At 39.1% G+C, this 20,329-nt stretch carries 15 protein-coding genes and 1 riboswitch; of the genes, 12 read left to right on the forward strand and 3 right to left on the reverse strand.

The window, feature by feature from the left end; genetic code table 11:
• Positions 1-294 precede the first annotated feature (294 nt).
• The 8 genes from GTH24_RS11700 (at position 295) to fbaB (ending at position 13,632) form a co-directional block, all read left to right on the forward strand.
• On the forward strand, positions 295-1,530 hold the full coding sequence (locus GTH24_RS11700) for an MdtA/MuxA family multidrug efflux RND transporter periplasmic adaptor subunit (RefSeq protein WP_164526448.1): 1,236 nt from the start codon (positions 295-297) through the stop codon (positions 1,528-1,530).
• The gene (locus tag GTH24_RS11705; RefSeq protein ID WP_164526449.1) at positions 1,530-4,661 is read left to right on the forward strand and encodes an MdtB/MuxB family multidrug efflux RND transporter permease subunit; all 3,132 of its coding nucleotides are present in this window, start codon (positions 1,530-1,532) and stop codon (positions 4,659-4,661) included. Before GTH24_RS11700 ends, GTH24_RS11705 begins: the two co-directional genes overlap by 1 nt.
• The gene (gene mdtC, locus GTH24_RS11710; protein ID WP_072068443.1) at positions 4,658-7,741 is read left to right on the forward strand and encodes a multidrug efflux RND transporter permease subunit MdtC; all 3,084 of its coding nucleotides are present in this window, start codon (positions 4,658-4,660) and stop codon (positions 7,739-7,741) included. The genes GTH24_RS11705 and mdtC overlap by 4 nt, the downstream gene beginning before the upstream one ends.
• Entirely contained in the window at positions 7,738-9,114 is a 1,377-nt protein-coding gene (gene baeS / locus GTH24_RS11715) for a two-component system sensor histidine kinase BaeS (protein WP_072068444.1), read from the forward strand. The genes mdtC and baeS overlap by 4 nt, the downstream gene beginning before the upstream one ends.
• Positions 9,115-9,136: 22 nt before the next feature.
• Positions 9,137-9,844: a two-component system response regulator BaeR gene (gene baeR / locus GTH24_RS11720; RefSeq protein WP_072068476.1), complete on the forward strand. Its 708-nt coding sequence runs from the start codon at positions 9,137-9,139 to the stop codon at positions 9,842-9,844.
• A 119-nt stretch (positions 9,845-9,963) separates the two neighbouring features.
• Complete coding sequence (gene yegQ / locus GTH24_RS11725; protein ID WP_072068445.1) at positions 9,964-11,343, forward strand: tRNA 5-hydroxyuridine modification protein YegQ; 1,380 nt, start codon at positions 9,964-9,966, stop codon at positions 11,341-11,343.
• Positions 11,344-11,639: 296 nt separating this feature from the next.
• Entirely contained in the window at positions 11,640-12,533 is an 894-nt protein-coding gene (gene yegS / locus GTH24_RS11730) for a lipid kinase YegS (protein ID WP_072068446.1), read from the forward strand.
• 49 nt (positions 12,534-12,582) lie between these two features.
• The gene (fbaB, locus tag GTH24_RS11735; protein ID WP_109407737.1) at positions 12,583-13,632 is read left to right on the forward strand and encodes a class I fructose-bisphosphate aldolase; all 1,050 of its coding nucleotides are present in this window, start codon (positions 12,583-12,585) and stop codon (positions 13,630-13,632) included.
• A gap of 55 nt (positions 13,633-13,687) precedes the next feature.
• Here fbaB and thiD read toward each other — a convergent pair whose 3' ends face one another.
• Positions 13,688-14,485 (reverse strand): bifunctional hydroxymethylpyrimidine kinase/phosphomethylpyrimidine kinase, encoded by a 798-nt coding sequence (gene thiD / locus GTH24_RS11740; protein WP_072068447.1) that lies wholly within the window; start codon positions 14,483-14,485, stop codon positions 13,688-13,690.
• A 51-nt stretch (positions 14,486-14,536) separates the two neighbouring features.
• Positions 14,537-14,625, reverse strand: a riboswitch (TPP riboswitch).
• A 316-nt stretch (positions 14,626-14,941) separates the two neighbouring features.
• On the opposite strand from thiD, the gene GTH24_RS11745 reads away from it, so the two are divergent.
• The gene (locus GTH24_RS11745; protein WP_072068448.1) at positions 14,942-15,586 is read left to right on the forward strand and encodes a hypothetical protein; all 645 of its coding nucleotides are present in this window, start codon (positions 14,942-14,944) and stop codon (positions 15,584-15,586) included.
• A gap of 606 nt (positions 15,587-16,192) precedes the next feature.
• Positions 16,193-16,828 carry a lipid IV(A) palmitoyltransferase PagP gene (gene pagP / locus GTH24_RS11750; protein WP_072068449.1) on the forward strand — a complete coding sequence of 212 codons (636 nt, stop codon included), beginning with the start codon at positions 16,193-16,195 and terminating at the stop codon, positions 16,826-16,828.
• A gap of 116 nt (positions 16,829-16,944) precedes the next feature.
• Here pagP and GTH24_RS11755 read toward each other — a convergent pair whose 3' ends face one another.
• Together GTH24_RS11755 and mgrB are read right to left on the reverse strand one after the other, a co-directional pair.
• Entirely contained in the window at positions 16,945-18,327 is a 1,383-nt protein-coding gene (locus tag GTH24_RS11755) for an amino acid permease (RefSeq protein ID WP_072068450.1), read from the reverse strand.
• Positions 18,328-18,475: 148 nt separating this feature from the next.
• Positions 18,476-18,652 carry a PhoP/PhoQ regulator MgrB gene (mgrB, locus tag GTH24_RS22375; protein ID WP_164526450.1) on the reverse strand — a complete coding sequence of 59 codons (177 nt, stop codon included), beginning with the start codon at positions 18,650-18,652 and terminating at the stop codon, positions 18,476-18,478.
• A gap of 339 nt (positions 18,653-18,991) precedes the next feature.
• On the opposite strand from mgrB, the gene GTH24_RS11765 reads away from it, so the two are divergent.
• Together GTH24_RS11765 and yidA are read left to right on the forward strand one after the other, a co-directional pair.
• Positions 18,992-19,378 carry a helix-turn-helix domain-containing protein gene (locus tag GTH24_RS11765; RefSeq protein ID WP_006533085.1) on the forward strand — a complete coding sequence of 129 codons (387 nt, stop codon included), beginning with the start codon at positions 18,992-18,994 and terminating at the stop codon, positions 19,376-19,378.
• A gap of 127 nt (positions 19,379-19,505) precedes the next feature.
• The gene (yidA, locus tag GTH24_RS11770) at positions 19,506-20,312 is read left to right on the forward strand and encodes a sugar-phosphatase (RefSeq protein ID WP_072068451.1); all 807 of its coding nucleotides are present in this window, start codon (positions 19,506-19,508) and stop codon (positions 20,310-20,312) included.
• Positions 20,313-20,329 lie beyond the last annotated feature (17 nt).

Raw genomic sequence — 20,329 nt, forward strand, 5'->3', positions numbered from 1 at the left:
CTTACTGATTATCAATAAATTATTTTCCACTTAATTATCCCTATATAAACAATTAAGCCACGCTGTTGTTTGTCTGTTTTTTAATAAATAATGGTTTATTGAATAACAACGATAAAATAATGCCAGTATCATTTTATTTTAACTGCTTAAAATAACGCCAATAAAACACATTCCTTGACTTAATTTTCATATTTCCTCCATTTTTAACTGTGTAAAAACAGGTAGAATGTCACTATTCCAAAATTTCATTTCAGTATTTCTGATTAGCTAGTTGCCAGTGGGATCACAAAAGTAATGAATAAAAATAAAAATGCTAAAAAAAGAGTTTCTCTTATTATCGCTTTAATCGTCGTAGTCGCAGGTGCTTACGCCTATTGGCAATTTAATGCAGCAAAAACAGCTACACCTGAAAATAAAGGAACTCAAGCAACAAGCTCACAAAGTCGAAGTACAACTGGATCTCGCCGACCTCCTATGCCGCCTGTTCAGGTCGCAACATCAATACAAGAAGATGTGCCTCAATTTTTATCAGCTTTAGGTACAGTGAAAGCAACCAATAGCGTAACCGTAACGAGTCGCGTTGAAGGTCAATTAATGGCTTTACATTTCACGGAAGGGCAGCAGGTTCAAAAAGGTGATTTATTAGCAGAAATTGACTCTCGCCCATTTGAAGTGCAATTAGCCCAAGCCAAAGGACAACTTGCAAAGGATCAAGCCACATTAGCTAATGCACGTCTTGATTTAGCACGTTATCAGAAGTTGGCAAAAACGAATTTAGTCTCACAACAAGAGTTGGATAATCAGCAAGCTTTAGTGAAACAGTCAGAAGCAAGTATCCGTATTGATGAGGCTACAATCAGTAATGCACAGCTACAATTAACTTACAGTAAAATTACGGCACCGATTTCAGGTCGTGTGGGATTAAAACAAGTTGATGTGGGTAACTATATTTCAGGTGGCTCATCAACGCCGATTGTGGTTATCAATCAAATGGACCCTGTTGATGTGCTTTTTACATTGCCAGAACAAGATTTAGCAAAAGTTATTCAAGCACGTAAGAATAGTGCTGATTTACCTGTCACCGCATTAGACAGAAATAACCAATTTGAATTAGCTCAAGGAAAATTATTTAGTGTTGATAACCAAATTGATGCCACAACTGGCACCATTAAATTAAAAGCACGTTTCCCGCAACAAGAGACGACATTATTTCCTAATCAATTCGTCAATGTCCGTCTTTATATCACCACATTAGAAAAAGCGGTTGTTATTCCGAATGCGGCTCTGCAAATGGGTAATGAAGGTCACTTTGTTTGGGTTGTGGATAACGAAAATAAAGTTAGTAAATTACGCGTGGAAGTCGCCTTACAAAATGCAGAAAAAGTTGTGATAGCTTCTGGTTTATCAGCAGATCAGCGTGTTGTAACGGATGGTGTGGATAGATTAACACAAGATGCAAAAGTCGAAATCGTGACACCTACAGTACCTAAAAATAAAGAAAATAACCGTGTAGTTGCGGAGAAAGCGTAATGACCGAAAAAACACACGGCACAGGTGGGGGGCCATCTCGCTTATTTATTCTGCGCCCAGTTGCAACAACTCTTTTTATGGTGGCCATATTGTTAGCTGGTATCGTTGGTTATCGTATGTTGCCGGTGTCTGCCTTACCTGAAGTTGATTACCCAACAATTCAGGTCGTTACTCTCTATCCTGGAGCAAGCCCTGATGTGATGACATCAGCCGTCACTGCGCCACTTGAACGCCAATTTGGGCAAATGTCTGGGTTAAAACAGATGTCATCACAAAGCTCTGGTGGCGCTTCAGTGATCACTCTGATGTTCCAATTAACCTTACCATTAGATGTTGCAGAACAAGAGGTACAAGCTGCGATAAATGCAGCGACAAATCTACTACCCTCCGATTTGCCTTACCCTCCGATTTACAGCAAAGTAAACCCAGCTGATCCGCCTATTTTAACTTTAGCGGTGACGAGCTCAACATTACCGATGACACAGTTGCAAGATATGGTTGAAACCCGTATTTCGCAAAAAATTTCACAAGTTAATGGTGTAGGTTTAGTGGCATTAGCTGGTGGTCAGCGCCCCGCAGTTAGAGTCAAACTCAATGCACAAGCCGCAGCGTCCTACGGTTTAGATAGCGAAAAAATTCGTGTAGCAATCAATAATGCGAACGTTAACTCAGCGAAAGGAAGCCTTGATGGCCCTACTCGTTCTGTAACGTTATCGGCTAATGACCAAATGAAATCATTAGAAGATTATCGCCAACTCATCGTTGCCTATAAAAATGATGCGCCTATTCGTTTATCTGATATCGCAACTATCGAGCAAGCACCTGAAAATAACCAGTTAGGTGCATGGGCAAATAACGAACAGGCAATTATTATAAATGTTCAACGTCAGCCCGGCGTTAACGTTATTGATACCACTGATAATATTCGTAATTTATTACCAGATTTAGTCTCTAATTTACCTAAATCAGTGAATGTTGAGATCTTAACCGACAGAACCACAACGATCCGCGCATCAGTTAAAGATGTACAATTTGAGCTTGGCTTAGCTATCGCACTTGTAGTGATGGTGATTTATCTCTTTTTACGTAATGGTGTCGCAACCTTAATTCCAAGTATTGCCGTACCACTTTCATTGGTAGGTACATTCGCAGTGATGTATTTCTGCGGTTTTTCTGTCAATAATCTCACCTTAATGGCATTAACGATTGCGACTGGCTTTGTTGTCGATGACGCCATTGTTGTGATTGAAAATATCTCCCGCTACCTTGAGCGTGGTGATAAACCGTTAACAGCCGCTTTAAAAGGAGCCGGCGAGATTGGCTTTACCATTATTTCACTAACTTTCTCGCTGATTGCCGTACTGATCCCCCTGTTATTTATGGGAGATATTGTTGGTCGTCTATTTCGAGAGTTTGCAATTACCCTTGCTGTCGCCATTCTAATCTCTGCGGTGGTTTCGCTGACATTAACGCCAATGATGTGCGCGCGACTGCTAAAGCCTGAAAATGAAATCAAACACAATCGTTTTGAAATAGCATGTGAACGCTTCTTTGAAAAAATGATTGCCGTTTATGCCGTGTGGTTAAAACGTGTGTTAAACCATCAATGGATAACCTTAGGTGTTGCACTCAGCACTTTGGTGTTGACTGTTTTGCTGTATATGTTTATTCCTAAAGGTTTTTTTCCATTACAAGATAATGGATTATTACAAGGCACCATTGAAACCTCACAATCTATTTCTTATCAATCGATGGTTGAGAAACAGCAGCAAGTGGTTGATAAACTCATTGATGATCCTGCGGTTGATAATATTGCTAGTTTTGTCGGCATCGATGGCAGTAATGCAACACTCAATACGGGCCGATTACAAATCACATTAAAACCCCTTGATCAACGCGACTCGCGTATTGATACAATAATTCCTCGTCTACAAGAACGCATAGCCTCTATTTCAGGCATAACGCTCTATTTGCAACCCACACAAGATCTAACAATTGACACGCAAGTTTCTCGTACTCAATATCAATTTACGTTGCAAGCAACATCATTAGATGAATTGGCGTATTGGGTACCAAAGCTTTCTCAATCATTAAAAAACAGCCCAGAACTAACCGACATCAGCAGTGATTGGCAAGACGGTGGTATGATGGCGTATATCAAAGTGGACAGAGATTCTGCAAGTCGCTTAGGTATTACAATGAATGAGATTGATAACGCACTTTATAATGCTTTTGGTCAGCGTTTAATTTCAACTATCTACACTCAAGCAAATCAGTACCGTGTTGTATTAGAACAAGATATTCGCAGCGGTGATGGCTTACAGGCGCTCTCAGCTGTACATTTAACTGGCAAAGATGGCGCTATGGTGCCTTTATTATCTATTGCATCCGTAGAACAACGCCTAGCGCCACTTTCGATTAATCATCAAGAACAATTCCCTTCAGCAACATTCTCATTTAATGTTGCCGAAAAATCGTCTCTTGAAGAAGCTGTCAAAGCGGTAAAATTGGCGGAAGAGCAAATCTCGATGCCAAGAGATATCACTACTCAATTCCAAGGTGCAACACTTGCCTTTGAAAGTGCACTTTCAAGCACTTTATGGCTGATTATCGCGGCTATTGTGGCAATGTATATTGTACTCGGTGTGTTATATGAGAGTTTCATTCACCCTATTACTATTTTATCTACACTACCGACCGCGGGTGTCGGCGCATTGCTCGCATTAATGGCCGCGGGTAATGAGCTTGATATTATTGCTATTATTGGGATCATTTTACTTATTGGGATCGTAAAGAAAAACGCGATCATGATGATAGACTTTGCCCTTGCAGCAGAACGAGAACAAGGTTTAACCCCTTACGAGGCTATTTATCAAGCGTGTTTATTACGTTTTCGTCCAATATTAATGACAACAATGGCGGCACTTCTCGGGGCTTTACCTTTAATGTTAAGTACTGGTGTGGGGGCAGAATTACGCCAGCCATTAGGGGTTTGTATGGTCGGAGGCTTAATTATGAGCCAGATCTTAACTCTGTTTACTACGCCAGTGATTTATCTACTGTTTGATAAATTATCACTCTATGTAAACCGCAATAAACATATTGAGAATAATGACGGGGCTGTATCATGAAGTTCTTCGCCCTCTTTATTCAACGACCCGTAGCAACCACATTACTTAGTTTAGCGATTTCTCTTTGTGGTGCATTAGGCTTTATGTTGCTTCCTGTTGCGCCTTTGCCTCAGGTTGATTACCCCGTTATTAATATCTATGCCTCATTACCTGGGGCTTCGCCTGAAACTATGGCATCTTCTGTTGCTACACCGCTTGAACGCTCTTTAGGGCGAATTGCGGGTATTGATGAGATGACCTCTAGTAGCTCGCTTGGTAGTACCAGCATTACGTTGGTATTTGACTTAAATAAAGATATCAATACTGCTGCTCGTGATGTGCAAGCGGCGCTAAATGCGTCACAAAGCTTATTACCTTCTGGAATGCCAAGTCGCCCACGTTATTATAAATCAAATCCTTCTGATGCACCGATCATGATCTTAACGTTGACCTCTGACACACAAAATACAGGAGAGCTTTACGATCTGGCATCAACCCGCCTTGCACAAAAAATCTCACAAATTGAAGGAGTAAGTGAAGTTTCTGTTGGTGGAGGATCATTACCCGCAATACGTGTTGCTCTCAATCCTGATGCGCTATTTAACCAAAATGTTAGCCTTGATGATGTGAGAAAAGCAATTAACCAAGCGAATGTGCGACGCCCTCAAGGTTTTGTCAATAATGATGAAAATCGTTGGCAAATTCAAACCAATGACGAGTTAAGCAAAGCGGCTGAATATCGCCCAATCATCGTGCATTACAATCAAGAAGCTGTTGTGCGTTTAGGCGATGTTGCGCAAGTTACTGATTCGGTACAAAACTCACGTGCAGCAGGGATGAGTGGCGGCGAACCTGCTATTTTACTGGTTATTCGCCGTGAAGCGGGGGCCAATATTATTGAAACGGTTAACCGTATTCGTGATGAACTTCCTGAATTACGTGAACTTATCCCAGCCAATGTCGATTTAAAAGTTGCCCAAGATAGAACCCCCACTATCCGCGCATCATTAGCAGAAGTTGAACGTGCGTTAGCCATTGCTGTTGCTCTCGTAATTCTAGTCGTATTTTTATTTTTACGTTCAGGCCGTGCTACGCTTATTCCTGCCGTTGCTGTACCCGTTTCATTAATTGGTACGTTTTCAGCCATGTATCTTTGTGGCTTTAGTTTAAATAATCTTTCATTGATGGCATTAACCGTTGCTACCGGTTTTGTGGTTGATGATGCCATTGTGGTACTCGAAAATATCTCTCGCCACATTGAGAATGGTTTAAAACCTAAAGAAGCTGCTTTAAAAGGGGTTGGAGAAGTCGGCTTTACCGTGCTTTCAATGAGTATTTCTCTCGTGGCGGTTTTCATCCCTCTGCTATTAATGGATGGCCTTGTTGGACGATTATTTAAAGAATTTGCTATTACGTTAACCACAGCTATCGCTATTTCTTTATTTGTTTCGTTAACACTAACCCCCATGATGTGTGCGCATTTATTAAAAGGAGTCAAACCCAAAGCGCAATCGCATTTGCGAGGATTTGGTAAATTACTTTTTCGCGCTCAACAAGGTTACAGTGTCACATTACAAGGAGCACTGCACCATCGACGCTGGGTTATGGCGATTTTTCTTGCGACTTTAGGCCTAAATGCTTACCTGTATATCAGCGCACCTAAAACATTTTTCCCCGACCAAGACACTGGCCGATTAATGGGATTTGTCCGTGCTGACCAAAGTATTTCATTCCAATCAATGAAAGAAAAAATGACTCGTTTTATGCAAGAAATAAATGCAGATAAAGACGTAGATAGCGTAACGGGCTTTACGGGAGGGGGTCGTATTAACAGTGGGTTTATGTTTATTTCCCTCAATCCACTGTCAGAGCGTACTGATAGTGCCAACCAAGTGATCAATCGTTTACGTGCCAAACTCGCTGATGAACCTGGCGCTAACCTCTTTTTAATGCCTGTGCAAGATGTTAGAGCGGGTGGGCGTCAGGCTAATGCCAGTTATCAATTTACTTTACTCGCTGATGATTTAAGCGAATTACGTAAATGGGAACCCATTGTACGTAAAGCATTAGGCGAACTGCCTCAGCTTGTGGATGTTAACTCAGATAAAGAAGATAAAGGTGCTGAAATGGCACTGACTTACGATCGTGATACCATGTCACAATTAGGTATTAATGTCAGTGATGCGAATAACTTACTTAATAATGCCTTTGGTCAACGTCAGATCTCCACTATCTATGCCCCTCTCAATCAGTACAAAGTCGTCATGGAAGTGTCTGAACAATATACACAAGATGTTTCTGCGTTAGATAAAATGTATGTAGTGAATAACCAAGGTGAGCGCATTCCGCTCTCTGCGTTTGCAAGTTGGTATCCTGCCAATGCGCCATTGAGCGTCAATCATCAAGGACTATCAGCTGCCTCAACGATTGCTTTTAATATTCCTGAAGGTTATACATTAGCTGATGCAATTAATTCTATTGAACGCACAATGACCGAGTTGGGCGTACCCAATACCGTAAGGGGCACCTTTGCAGGTACGGCACAAATCTTCCAAGAAACCATTAAGTCACAGCTTATTCTTATCTTAGCGGCTATTGTGACTGTGTACTTGGTATTAGGTGTACTGTATGAAAGCTATATTCATCCACTCACCATTTTATCCACCCTTCCTTCCGCCGGTGTCGGTGCGTTATTAGCATTACAGCTTTTTGATACACCTTTTAGCTTGATTGCGCTTATTGGCATTATGTTACTCATTGGTATTGTGAAGAAAAATGCCATTATTATGGTGGATTTTGCGATCACCGCCCAACGAGAGGGTAAATTGTCAGCCAAAGAAGCCATTATTCAGGCGAGCTTATTGCGTTTTCGCCCGATTATTATGACAACCCTTGCCGCATTATTTGGCGCATTGCCATTGATGTTAGGAAGTGGAGATGGTGCAGAATTAAGACAACCTTTAGGGATAACAATCGTAGGTGGATTATTAATGAGCCAACTCTTAACCCTTTATACCACCCCTGTTATTTATCTATTTTTTGATGGGTTGCGTGAACGTTGGCAACAACGCCGTTTCAGCAAGAAAGAGGCTAAAGCATGAAACTGAGAAGCAAGCTGTTCTTGGTGATTTTCGCTACCTGTATGGTTGTAGTTCTTGCCATGCATATTGGTATTCGAGGTAGCTTTCAACAAGGGTTTATTGGCTATATCAAGAAAAACAGTGAACAGCGTGCAACTCTTTTAGCTGAAGCCTTAACAGATCAATATGCTTTAACCGGTGACTGGCGTTTTCTCAATAGAGATGATCGTTCTCTTTATCAAATATTACGCAGTATTGACCAAATAAGCCAAAGCAGTGAAGGCCCGCCTCCAAAAGGCTGGCGCACACAGTTTTGGATTGTTGATAAAAACATGAAGCGCTTATTTGGTCATGATAATCAATTTCCTGAAGAAACATTCAAAAAACCAATTACTTCTCATGATGAAATTGTAGGTTGGGTGATTGTCAGTGCCGCTGATAAGATTAGTAGTGAAGCGGATATCAGTTTTGATAAACAACAACTGCGTACCAGTTGGATAATTGCAGGTTTAACCGTTCTTTTAGCTTTACTTATTACGCTGATCCTTTCTCGCAATATGATACGCCCCGTTAAACGACTGGTCGAAGCCACACATAAATTAGCCGCTGGTGATTTTGCTGTTCGTGTAACACCCAGTAGTAAAGATGAAATCAGCCAGCTCGCCACAGACTTTAACCAACTCGCTAGTACGCTAGAGAAAAATGAGCAAATTCGCCGTGATTATATGGCTGATATTTCACATGAGTTACGTACACCCCTCGCTATTTTAAAAGGGGAATTAGAGGCGTTACAAGATGGCGTAAGAAAGCCCACGTCCGAGACATTAAACTCCCTTTTATTCGAAGTGACAAACCTGACAAAACTGGTGAATGATCTCCACCAACTTTCATTATCCGATAGAGGCTCACTCACTTATCGTAAAGATTTTATTGATATTAATGAGGTGATTTTATTAGCCGTTGCTTCTTATCGCCACACATATCACACCAAAGATATTGCCTTATACACTGAATTAGATGATGTCTCTCCATTAATTGTACAAGCCGATCCTGACCGGCTTATTCAGCTTTTTCATAATCTATTAGAAAATAGTGTGCGCTATACCTATGCTGGTGGACAATTACATATCAAGACAAAAAAAGAGAATAACTGTGTCTTGATAACCTTAGAAGATAGCGCGCCTGGATTGGATAAATCACAGTATCAAGCCGTTTTCCAACGCTTTTATCGTGCAGAAAGCTCACGAAATCGTGCCAGTGGCGGTTCTGGATTAGGTCTTGCGATTTGCGAAAATATCGTTGAAGCTCATAATGGTAAAATAAGTGCTATGCCTTCATCTTTAGGAGGCATGAAAATTCTTATAGAATTACCTGCATATTCTGATGATCTTTAAGCCTATAACCACTGAGCCAATAATGACTGCTGCCGAATCACCCTATTCAATCCTTATAGTTGAAGATGAACCCAAGCTTGCTCAATTACTTATTGATTATCTTCAAGCTTCAGGATATCAAACTCACTGGCTAGCAGATGGTGCTGAAGTTAGCCATTGTGTAAAACAACAACATTACGATTTAATATTATTAGATCTGATGTTGCCCGTTAAAGATGGCATTACGATCTGTAAAGAGTTACGTCAGTTTTCCGATATTCCCATCATTATGGTCACAGCCAAAACAGAGGAAGTAGATAGATTGCTTGGGCTTGAGATTGGTGCCGATGATTATATTTGCAAGCCCTACAGCCCAAGAGAAGTCGTAGCCAGAGTCAAAACCTTATTACGCCGTTTTTATCGACCACAAGATATTGTTCAAAGCGATAAGTTAGTTATCATTGATGAGCAGGCTTATCAAATCCAATATAACAATAAAATTCTCGACTTAACCACAGCTGAATTCCGTCTACTCAAAGCATTAGCGACACAACCCGGAAAAATATTAACTCGTGATCAGCTAATGGATCATCTTTATGATGATTACCGCATTGTGACGGACAGAACCATTGATAGCCATATTAAAAACTTAAGACGTAAACTTGAGCAACTTAACGATCAAATTGAATTTATTCGCTCAATTTATGGCCAAGGGTATCGTTGGGAGACACAAGCTTATCGATTTCGATGATATTTTTTCAGGAATACATTGAACCTCGCTACACTTAAGCGCTAGAATCCTCCCCTTTATGATATACCCCTACCCAATGTGTGGGGGACTGACTTGAAATCAGAACCAGGAAATTAACCATGTTTACACCCGAATTGCTCTCTCCTGCTGGCTCATTAAAAAATATGCGCTATGCATTTGCTTATGGCGCAGACGCCGTTTATGCAGGTCAGCCACGTTATAGCTTACGTGTGCGTAATAATGAATTTAACCACGAAAACCTTGCCAAAGGTATTCAAGAAGCCCATGAATTAGGTAAACGCTTCTATGTTGTGGTTAATATCGCACCCCATAATGCTAAATTAAAAACCTTTATCCGTGACTTAAAACCCGTCATTGATATGGGTCCTGATGCGCTGATTATGTCTGACCCGGGTTTGATCATGATGGTACGTGAAGCGTTCCCTGAAATGGATATTCACCTTTCAGTACAAGCCAATGCTGTTAACTGGGCAACCGTAAAATTCTGGCGTCAAATGGGATTAACGCGTGTGATCCTGTCTCGTGAGCTCTCTATTGATGAAATTGCTGAAATTCGTAAGCAAGTTCCTGATATGGAATTAGAAGTTTTCGTTCATGGTGCATTATGTATGGCTTACTCAGGCCGTTGCCTGCTATCTGGTTATATCAATAAACGTGATCCGAACCAAGGTACTTGTACTAACGCTTGCCGTTGGGAATATAAAGTCGAAGAAGGCAAAGAAGACGATGTGGGTAATATCGTTGAAAAATACACGCCAATCCCAGTTAAAAACGTTGAGCCTACTTTAGGTGTTGGCGCGCCAACAGATAAAGTTTACTTAATTGAAGAAGCCAAACGTCCTGGTGAATATATGACTGCGTTCGAAGATGAGCACGGTACTTATATCATGAACTCTAAAGACTTACGTGCAATTGAACACGTAGAGCAATTAACTCAAATGGGTGTGCACTCTCTGAAAATAGAAGGCCGTACTAAATCCTTCTATTACTGTGCCCGTACAGCACAAATGTATCGTCGTGCAATTGATGATGCTGTTGCAGGCAAACCATTCGATCCAACGTTGCTAACGACATTAGAAGGCTTAGCACATCGTGGTTATACAGAAGGTTTCTTACGCCGTCATACCCATGATGCGTACCAAACTTATGAATATGGTTATTCTGTCTCTGATACCCAACAATTTGTCGGTGAATTCACCGGCAAACGCGTAAACGGTTTAGCCGAAGTTGATGTTAAAAATAAATTTGTTTTAGGTGATAGCCTAGAATTAATGACACCAACTGGGAATATTCAGTTCACGTTAGGATCACTGTTTAACAAAAAACAACAACCAACTGATGTTGCACCAGGTAATGGTCACATGGTTTATTTATCTGTTCCTGAAGATGTTGACTTAGATTTCGCGCTACTGATCCGCAATCTACAAGGTACAACAACACGTCAGCCGCATAAGATTGATGCTGTAGAAGTGAAGTAAAGCGTCATAATCTGATTTAATGTGGTCAATTTCAAATACAGATCACATCAATAATGATTTGTTTACCGTATCATCAGTTCCGAAAAATAAAGAACTAGAATGAATACAGTAAGACTAGGAACCACCTCCTTGGCAAATCCAATCTCCCTTGGATTTGCCTTTTCTTTTTTCATCTCCGTTATCAACTCTCCTTTACGTAAACACATTCCCTTTTTCGTTATCATTTGTAAAAAAAATAGTAATTTTCTCGATATCCATTACCTTTAAAAGAGTGATTCAATTAAAGGGATTCATCAATGAGTAAAATTAGTTTGCTGATCATTAATGGAAAAAGCGCTAACAACAGCGCATTGAGAAAAGCAGTTTACCAATTACGTAACGAAGGTTTTAACCTCCAAGTAAGAGTAACTTGGGAATCCAGTGATATACGCCGTTTTGTACAAGAAGCTATAGATATACAAGCAGAAACGGTGATTGCAGCAGGAGGAGATGGAACGATTAATAGCGTTGTTTCTGAATTAATTCATCTTTCACCCTCATCTTTACCAACACTGGGCATTATTCCATTAGGCACAGCAAATGATTTTGCCACCAGCGCACAAATCCCTCGTGATATGGAAAATGCACTTAATTTAGCGGTTAAAGGTCGAGCTGTTCCCATTGATGTTATCTCAGTGAACAAGACGCACTATTTTATTAATATGGCATCAGGCGGTTTTGGAACCAAAATTACAACCGAGACGCCTGAAGCATTAAAATCAGCATTAGGTGGAGCTGCCTATTTTATTAATGGTCTTTTAAGTATCGACTCTTTAAAAGCTGATTATTGCACTATTGAAGCTGAAAATTTCCATTGGGAAGGCGAGTCTCTTATTCTAGCTATCGGTAATGGCCGCCAAGCTGGTGGCGGACAAAAATTATGCTCTGAAGCCTTAATTAATGACAATAAACTCAATATCACCATTGTTGAAGCTCACGAACTTCTCCCCTCTATTTTAAACAGCATGTTTGATAGCAAGAAAAATGACAAGATAATTGAGCGAGAAAGTCGCTGGGTAAACATTAGTGCTTCTCATGAAATGGTGTTTAATTTAGATGGAGAACCCCTTTTAGGGAATAAATTTGAATTTATTGTGTTACCTGAAGCGATCCACTGCCGGTTACCGCCTCAATGTGACTTGTTATCTTAATGTAGATAAATGACAATCACTCTCATCTCATCATGAACTGGAGTATGTAATGACTGATATAGTAAGTTTGTTAGGTGCTGATGCAAAATCATTATTAGACCATCGTTGCCAAACCATCCCAAGCGAAAATCTCTACCTGCCAGGTTCTGACTTTGTTGATCGTGTAATGATTGATAATAATCGCCCTAATAGCGTGTTACGTTCAATGCAAACCCTGTTTAATCACGGGCGTTTAGCGGGAACGGGTTATCTGTCTATTCTACCTGTTGACCAAGGTGTTGAGCACTCAGCAGCGGCCTCTTTCGCAGCAAACCCTCTCTATTTTGATCCAAAAAATATTGTTGAGTTGGCGATTGAAGCAGGTTGTAACTGTGTTGCCTCTACTTATGGTGTTCTTGCTTCTGTTTCTCGTCGCTATGCACACAAAATTCCTTTTCTTGTGAAATTAAACCACAACGAAACCCTAAGCTACCCAGCGCAATATGACCAAACACTGTATGCCAGCGTAGAGCAAGCCTTTGAAATGGGTGCTGTTGCAGTGGGTGCGACTATTTACTTTGGTTCACAAGAAAGCCGTCGCCAAATTGAAGAAATTTCAATGGCCTTTGAACGTGCTCATGAATTGGGTATGGTCACTGTGTTATGGGCTTATTTACGCAACCCAGCGTTCAAAAAAGATGGCGTAGATTACCATGCAAGTGCAGATTTAACGGGTCAGGCAAACCATTTAGCAGCAACTATTGGTGCTGATATCGTTAAACAAAAAATGGCTGAAAATAACGGTGGCTTTAAAGCAATTGGTTTTGGTCATACTGATGAGCGCGTTTACACGAAACTCACGACTGAAAACCCAATTGATTTAGTTCGCTACCAATTAGCAAACTGCTATATGGGGCGCGCAGGATTAATTAACTCTGGTGGAGCTTCTGGTAATAATGACCTTGAAGATGCGGTCCGCACCGCTGTTATTAATAAACGTGCTGGTGGTATGGGATTGATCTTAGGTCGTAAAGCGTTCAAAAAATCAATGAAAGATGGCGTTGCCCTGATTAATGCAGTACAAGATGTTTATTTGGATAAATCTGTCACTATTGCTTAATTGCTTAACTGATAGATTTGACGATAAAGCCCCTTTTATTGAGGGGCTTTTAGTATCACCACCAGCGATGAAAATGGTGTACTGGGCCAAAACCTTGCCCAACCTCTAAACTATCCGCATGTTCTAGCGCTTGTTGTAAATAGGCTTTTGCTTGCTCAACACAAGTTTGCCAATTAGAGACTTGAGGACGAATAGCGGCTAAAGCGGCTGAAAGCGTGCATCCTGTACCGTGGGTATTTTTCGTATTAACGCGTTTTGAGGTAAATCGCCACTCGCCATCTTGAGTAAATAACCAATCAGGGCTTTCATCTTCTATTAAATGCCCTCCTTTCATTAACACGGCTTTGCATCCTTGCTTTAGCAATGCATAACCTTGTTGCTTCATCGTTATTTCATCTTGAGCGACTTCACAACCTAGCAGTGCAGCTGCTTCGGGTAAATTAGGAGTGATCAAATCTACCAACGGTAAAAGCTGACGGATCATTTTATTAACCGCATCAGGCTGTAATAGAGGATCGCCACTTTTTGCAATCATAACCGTATCAAGCACAACAAAAGGAATGGCATATTGTTGAAGTTTCTCGCAAACCACATCAATAATCGAAGCATTAGAGAGCATGCCAATTTTGGCACTATCAATGCGAACATCAGATAAGACCGCATCTAATTGAGCAGCAACAAAATCGGGGGATAAATCATAGACACTACGGACACCACAGGTATTTTGAGCAACAAGTGCTGTCATTACTGTTGTGCCATAGACACCCAGTGCGGAAAATGTTTTCAGATCAGCCTGAATACCTGCACCACCACTAGGATCGGTGCCTGCGATAGACAATGCATTGATTCTCACTGATTAACTCCTCCTTTCACCAGTTACAGAAAAGTCGGGCTCTGTTAATCAGCAGAGTTACCTTGACTTCCCTACGCTGGCATTATCCAGATCAGGTTATACGGGTTCATCTCAGCCATAAGGCACCCCGAGCCAAAGCCTGTAAATTCAGGCGATAAGGAGTATCGCATGCTCAAGATAAAGATGCTAGCTTGATAGCTAATCTCGATTTATAAATTCTCTATTGTTGAGATTTGTTATTCAGTAAGATAAATCAGAGAAGATTGTATATAATAAACACAAAACCAATAGCCTATATTGTACAAAACATTAATTTAATGAATATATTTTAGCTATCTTTAAATAAGAAGAATAAAATAAATTATTTTGTTCTTTTTAACGACAATCGATATATTGTCTGCTAGATGAGGTATTTATAATGCATTTCTGGACAATCACACTATGCGGAGGGGCTAAATGAAAAATGAACCATCGCAACAGAATAATGGACAATCAATGCCTTATCTTATTCCTGATGCAGACTTTAATGTAAAATTGAAAATCCACTCTAGAAATATTGATCATACAAAAGAATTCCTTGAAAAAGGTGTTGAAGACTTTGTATTACCAAAATATAGTATCCCCGATGGCTATCGTTTTGTTAAATCTTTAAAACGAAATCAATATCGTTTAATTTCAACCACCAATGCGCCTGAAACAGTTTATCTTGTAGAGCTCCTTTTTCGCGAAGACATCATATTTAGTAAAACAACATGTACCCAAGTTAAAGTGTGGCGAACTGTTTCTGAAGAACATGATATTGCGACAAGATATCTCCCTAGATACTTCTTTAGTTATTTACTTAAAAAATACAGCATTGTTGTTTCTGATGAAGAACAGACAGGTGCAGGTAAGCGTTTTTGGGAAACAATGATTGATTGGGCTTTTACTGCTCACCTTAATGTTTATATTTCAGATGGAACAGAAGAAAACCGCCTTCTAACAGTAGTGAAAGATACTGATGATCTTTATGAAAACTGGGACGCTTTCTGCTGGGGTAAGGATCGTGATACTCATACTCACCGACTCCTTGTTATTAGCCAAGAAAAATTATCTCAATAATAAACAATATATTTCCTGAAAACGTGTGAATGATGTTTACTCATACGTTTTTGCTTTAGGATAATCTGCATAAAAAACGACATCCCACTAAAAAAAACTACACAACCTAAACGTTTTATAAACCAACCTCTGTTTTTTTCTTTTTTTATTTAACTCTTCTTATTCGTTACTCTATTATCCGCTGGAAATTAATCTCTTTTTATAACCTAATGTTATTGATATTAAATTTATCTCAATATTTTCATTAAGTCATAAAAATAGCTATTTTATGGGATTTTGCTGTTGAAAATAACCAACCTAAAATTATTTCTCTTTAACCTTATTTATCAGCTATTTATTAGCAATCTAATAAAAACTTAATTTTAAATTAAAAACAATACGTTACCATTAAAAGATAACAATATTGAATGCCTCAAGCAAACACATTCATAAATACAACAAACTTGTTTATTTTCTTTATAACCGATTCTTATCCCTTAAGATTTTAGTTAAGAAGTAAAGTTTCAGATACCTCTTATCTTAAATACTTGTCGATTAAATAACACTATTAGTAACGTTTATTTGTCATCACCAGAATCATAGCAATGCCGTACTCGGAGTTATATTATGTTTTCAACCTATTTTCACCCTAGCGTATTAGCAACCACGTTGTTTTCGCTTGCGTTAACAACAACTGCTTCCGCTTCTGAAAATAATTCAATCCCACATCAGATTATTACTACAGAAAATCATCAAACTACCAATAATGTATCTCAATCTAATAACGAAGAGAGTTATTGGGGGAAATTCAAACGTAATATCAATCAAACTTGGGATAACGACCAATATAACTACTATTTACCTGTTTGGACTTGGCATAACCGTTTTACTTACGATAAAGAAAAAACGGATCGCTATAACGAAACCCCTTGGGGTTTTGGTATGGGGAAATATCGTTATGACAGTGATGGTGATTGGCATTCTCTTTATGCAATGGCATTTATGGACTCAAATAACCGTGTACAACCTATTATGGGCTATGGTTTTGAGAAAATGTGGTATCCCGGTGATAAAGACGGTTTCCGAATGGGCGCAGGATTTACACTGAGTATTACTGCTCGCCATGAATATAACTATATTCCTATGCCACTGCCTTTGCCGTTAGTATCTGTTGGTTATGGGCACCTTTCACTACAAGCAACGTATGTACCTGGTACTTATAATAATGGTAACGTGTTATTTGCTTGGTTACGTTGGCAGTAACTTCTTATATTTGCCTATCAGAATAAGTGTAAACAATAAAAATATAGAGCATAAAAAAACGCATCATTGAGATGCGTTTTTTGTTCAATAAAGTAACTCAATCAATCTGTAGTAACTTAAATATCTTGACTTGCTTGAGCATTATCAGGCGTTTTCTTCATACGAGAAATCTTAAATCCAACCCACAAGAACGCAATCCAGAATGGCATTAGGATCACCGAAATATTCACTTGTGGCATAAATAAGATAATCACTAAAATCATGCATAAAAAAGCAAGACAAATATAGTTACCATAAGGATACCAAAGTGCTTTAAAGAAAGGCTCTACACCCTCTTTCATTTTTGCTGCTCTGAATTTTAAATTCGCCAAACAAATCATAATCCAGTTAAGCACTAACGTAGTAACAACCAATGCCATTAATAACTCTAACGCCTGATCAGGTAATAAGTAGTTAACTAAAATACCCAATGAAGTCGCAATTGCAGACAAGAGTAATGACACAACTGGCACACCGCGTTTATTAATGCGAGAAAGTGCATGTGGCGCATTACCTTGTTTTGCCAAACCATAAAGCATACGACTATTAGAATAAACACCGCTGTTATAAACAGATAATGCAGCTGTTAATACCACAGCATTTAAAATATTTGCGATTAAGAAATTATCCAAATTATGGAAAATCAGTACAAATGGGCTTTCACCTTTCACTACTTGAGTCCAAGGATAAAGCGACAGTAGCACCAACAATGAACCGATATAGAAAATTAAAATACGATAAACAACTTGGTTAGTCGCTTTCGGGATGCTTACTTTTGGATTTTCAGCTTCAGCTGCTGTGATCCCCACTAGCTCAAGTCCACCAAAAGAGAACATGACAATTGCTAATGCCGACATAAAGCCCGTAAAACCATGAGGAAAGAAACCTAATTCCCATAAATTACTTACAGAAGCTTGAGGCCCACCATTACCACTTGCCAGCAAGTAGCTCCCGAATAAAATCATACCAACAATTGCTAATACTTTAATAATGGCAAACCAAAACTCGGTTTCACCATACATTTTAACGTTAATCAAATTGATTAAGTTGATTGCCACAAAGAAGATAGCAACGGAAACCCAAACAGGGATATCAGGTAACCAATAGTTAATGTATTTTCCTGCTGCAGTTAATTCTGCCATACCAACAAGGATAAACATCACCCAGTAATTCCAACCAGATAAGAAGCCAGCAAAAGGGCTCCAATATTTATTGGCAAAGTGACTAAACGAACCCGCAACTGGTTCTTCGGCAACCATTTCGCCTAATTGGCGCATGATCATAAACGCAATAAAACCACCAATAGCATATCCTAGTATTACTGATGGGCCAGTCATATTAATGGTTTGCGCTATACCAAGAAACAGACCAGCGCCGACAGCACCACCCAGCGCAATAAGCTGGATATGTCGATTTTTCAGACCGCGCTTAAGTTCTGTCTGTTGCGACTCTCTCGCCATACATCCTCTTCTTTTATTATTTTATCAACTTAACGTGTAAACTAATATTTACGATTTTGTTTATTTCAAGCCCCCATTAAAACACTAATCTGACTTGAATAACAAATACATTTTATGCTAGGCGAAAAATAATAAGAAAAGCGATTTTTTAACTATGTTTGGAGGGGAATAATGTGGTAAACCGACAAAGACCTTGCTGAAAGTCTTCTCCGCGATCGCAAAAGTTGTCTAAAGCCATAAGATAGAGACCAAAGCTAATGGCTAATGCAATAATTAAACTAATAATTATTTTCTTTGCGTTCAATTTAAAATCCTTTAAATACATTTTGTTAGTATGATTAATAACATTATAAGCATTCGCTTAAATACGATAACAACACAGAGAGTTGTTGTTATAAAATTCGCAATCAATTATCTCTATGAATGAATTTAGCATAACTTTCATTATGAAAGATAAACGCTTCCTCGACAAAGTTGAGATAATTTGCACTATTTTTCTATAAATTGTTGGCAAAATGAACACTTTTTATTTTTATTACACATTTTGCCAACGATAAGAAATAGCTATCCATTAATATGGATTTCTCTGTCTGCCACTTTTTGTATAAGATTAGGGAGTTAATTTTGATTTTTACCTTAACTTCATTGATAGAATGGAACTGTAATGCCACAAGATAATCATCTCGCATTAGTTTGCGCGCTAAGTAAATGGATTGAGGAGCATTTAGGCCGTGTTATCCATCTTGAAGAGTTGGCGGCTTATTCTGGGTATTCTCTTTGGCACATGCAGAAAATCTTTAAAGAAGTCACAGGCACCTCTTTAGGAAAGTATATTCGTCAACGTAGATTGGCTGGCGCTATCCATTTATTACGTACAAGTGAACGTTCTATCTTTGATATCGCCCTCGATTTTGGCTTTGGTTCGCAGTCTCACTTTACTTACATGTTCCGTAAAGAGTATGGCATTACGCCTTTCGACTTTCGGCAAAATCAAGAGATCGTATTAGAAACCAAACAACCCTTACATTTACAATCACCTTGTTGTGATTAACCCTTCTATTTATGTGACATTATACAGATAGCCTTTAATGTCACATAAATAATACTCAAGCTATGTGATGATAGACCGCTTCGCCCTTCCTTTATCATGATTGCTTTTATTTAATATGGGGATGCTAATGAGTATTAAGCTTATCGCTATTGATTTAGATGGAACCTTACTCAACAAACAACACGAAATCACGCCCGAAGTACAAAATGCGGTTCAACGAGCAAAAGAAGCTGGTGTTAAGATTGTGCTAGCTTCGGGGCGCTCTTTTAATGGCATCTCCCCTTATTTAAAGATACTCGGTCTTGATACTTCTGATTGTTACTGCATTAGCAATAATGGGAGCCAAATTCATCAAGCAGATAATGGTGAAGTCATTATTCAAGATTTACTCAATTTTGAAGACTACCTCTATTTTGAAAATCTTGCTCGTGAGATAGGCGTTCATTTTCACGTCATTAGTGATAATAAAATTTATACAACTAATCGTCATATTAGCCATTTCACTTGCCAAGAAGCCTTCTTATCTTGGACACCTCTTTACTACCGTCCACTTAATGAAATGCAATCTGATATGTATTTTAGTAAATTTATGATTGTTGATGCTCCTGCCGTTTTAGATAACGCCATTCAATATTTACCTGCCAATATTTACGAACAATACAGCATATTACGTAGTGCCCCTTATTTTATTGAAGTACTAAATACCAATGTCAATAAAGGAAGTGCGGTTCAAAAAGTCGCTGAACATTTAAAAATTACTCCAGAAAAAATTATGTGTATCGGTGATCAAGGTAATGATTTAGCAATGCTGAAATATGCAGCTTTAGGTGTTGCAATGGGGAATGCCCCTGATGAAGTAAAAAAAGTCGCCAAATTCGTCACACTTTCTAATGAAGAGCACGGTGTTGCAGTCGCTATCAATAAATTTATTTAAACACGATCTTTTTTGTG

Source organism: Proteus vulgaris (assembly GCF_011045815.1).
In the GTDB taxonomy this organism is placed as follows: domain Bacteria; phylum Pseudomonadota; class Gammaproteobacteria; order Enterobacterales; family Enterobacteriaceae; genus Proteus; species Proteus vulgaris_B.

What these genes read in the sequence shown, in the direction of transcription:
- GTH24_RS11755 (WP_072068450.1), bottom strand. Translation starts at nt 18,327, where the DNA reads ATGGCGAGAGAGTCGCAACAGACAGAACTTAAGCGCGGTCTGAAAAAT.
- mdtC (WP_072068443.1), top strand. Translation starts at nt 4,658, where the DNA reads ATGAAGTTCTTCGCCCTCTTTATTCAACGACCCGTAGCAACCACATTA.
- GTH24_RS11765 (WP_006533085.1), top strand. Translation starts at nt 18,992, where the DNA reads ATGCCACAAGATAATCATCTCGCATTAGTTTGCGCGCTAAGTAAATGG.
- GTH24_RS11705 (WP_164526449.1), top strand. Translation starts at nt 1,530, where the DNA reads ATGACCGAAAAAACACACGGCACAGGTGGGGGGCCATCTCGCTTATTT.
- yidA (WP_072068451.1), top strand. Translation starts at nt 19,506, where the DNA reads ATGAGTATTAAGCTTATCGCTATTGATTTAGATGGAACCTTACTCAAC.
- GTH24_RS11700 (WP_164526448.1), top strand. Translation starts at nt 295, where the DNA reads ATGAATAAAAATAAAAATGCTAAAAAAAGAGTTTCTCTTATTATCGCT.
- baeR (WP_072068476.1), top strand. Translation starts at nt 9,137, where the DNA reads ATGACTGCTGCCGAATCACCCTATTCAATCCTTATAGTTGAAGATGAA.
- yegS (WP_072068446.1), top strand. Translation starts at nt 11,640, where the DNA reads ATGAGTAAAATTAGTTTGCTGATCATTAATGGAAAAAGCGCTAACAAC.
- pagP (WP_072068449.1), top strand. Translation starts at nt 16,193, where the DNA reads ATGTTTTCAACCTATTTTCACCCTAGCGTATTAGCAACCACGTTGTTT.
- mgrB (WP_164526450.1), bottom strand. Translation starts at nt 18,652, where the DNA reads ATGTATTTAAAGGATTTTAAATTGAACGCAAAGAAAATAATTATTAGT.
- GTH24_RS11745 (WP_072068448.1), top strand. Translation starts at nt 14,942, where the DNA reads ATGAAAAATGAACCATCGCAACAGAATAATGGACAATCAATGCCTTAT.
- yegQ (WP_072068445.1), top strand. Translation starts at nt 9,964, where the DNA reads ATGTTTACACCCGAATTGCTCTCTCCTGCTGGCTCATTAAAAAATATG.
- fbaB (WP_109407737.1), top strand. Translation starts at nt 12,583, where the DNA reads ATGACTGATATAGTAAGTTTGTTAGGTGCTGATGCAAAATCATTATTA.
- baeS (WP_072068444.1), top strand. Translation starts at nt 7,738, where the DNA reads ATGAAACTGAGAAGCAAGCTGTTCTTGGTGATTTTCGCTACCTGTATG.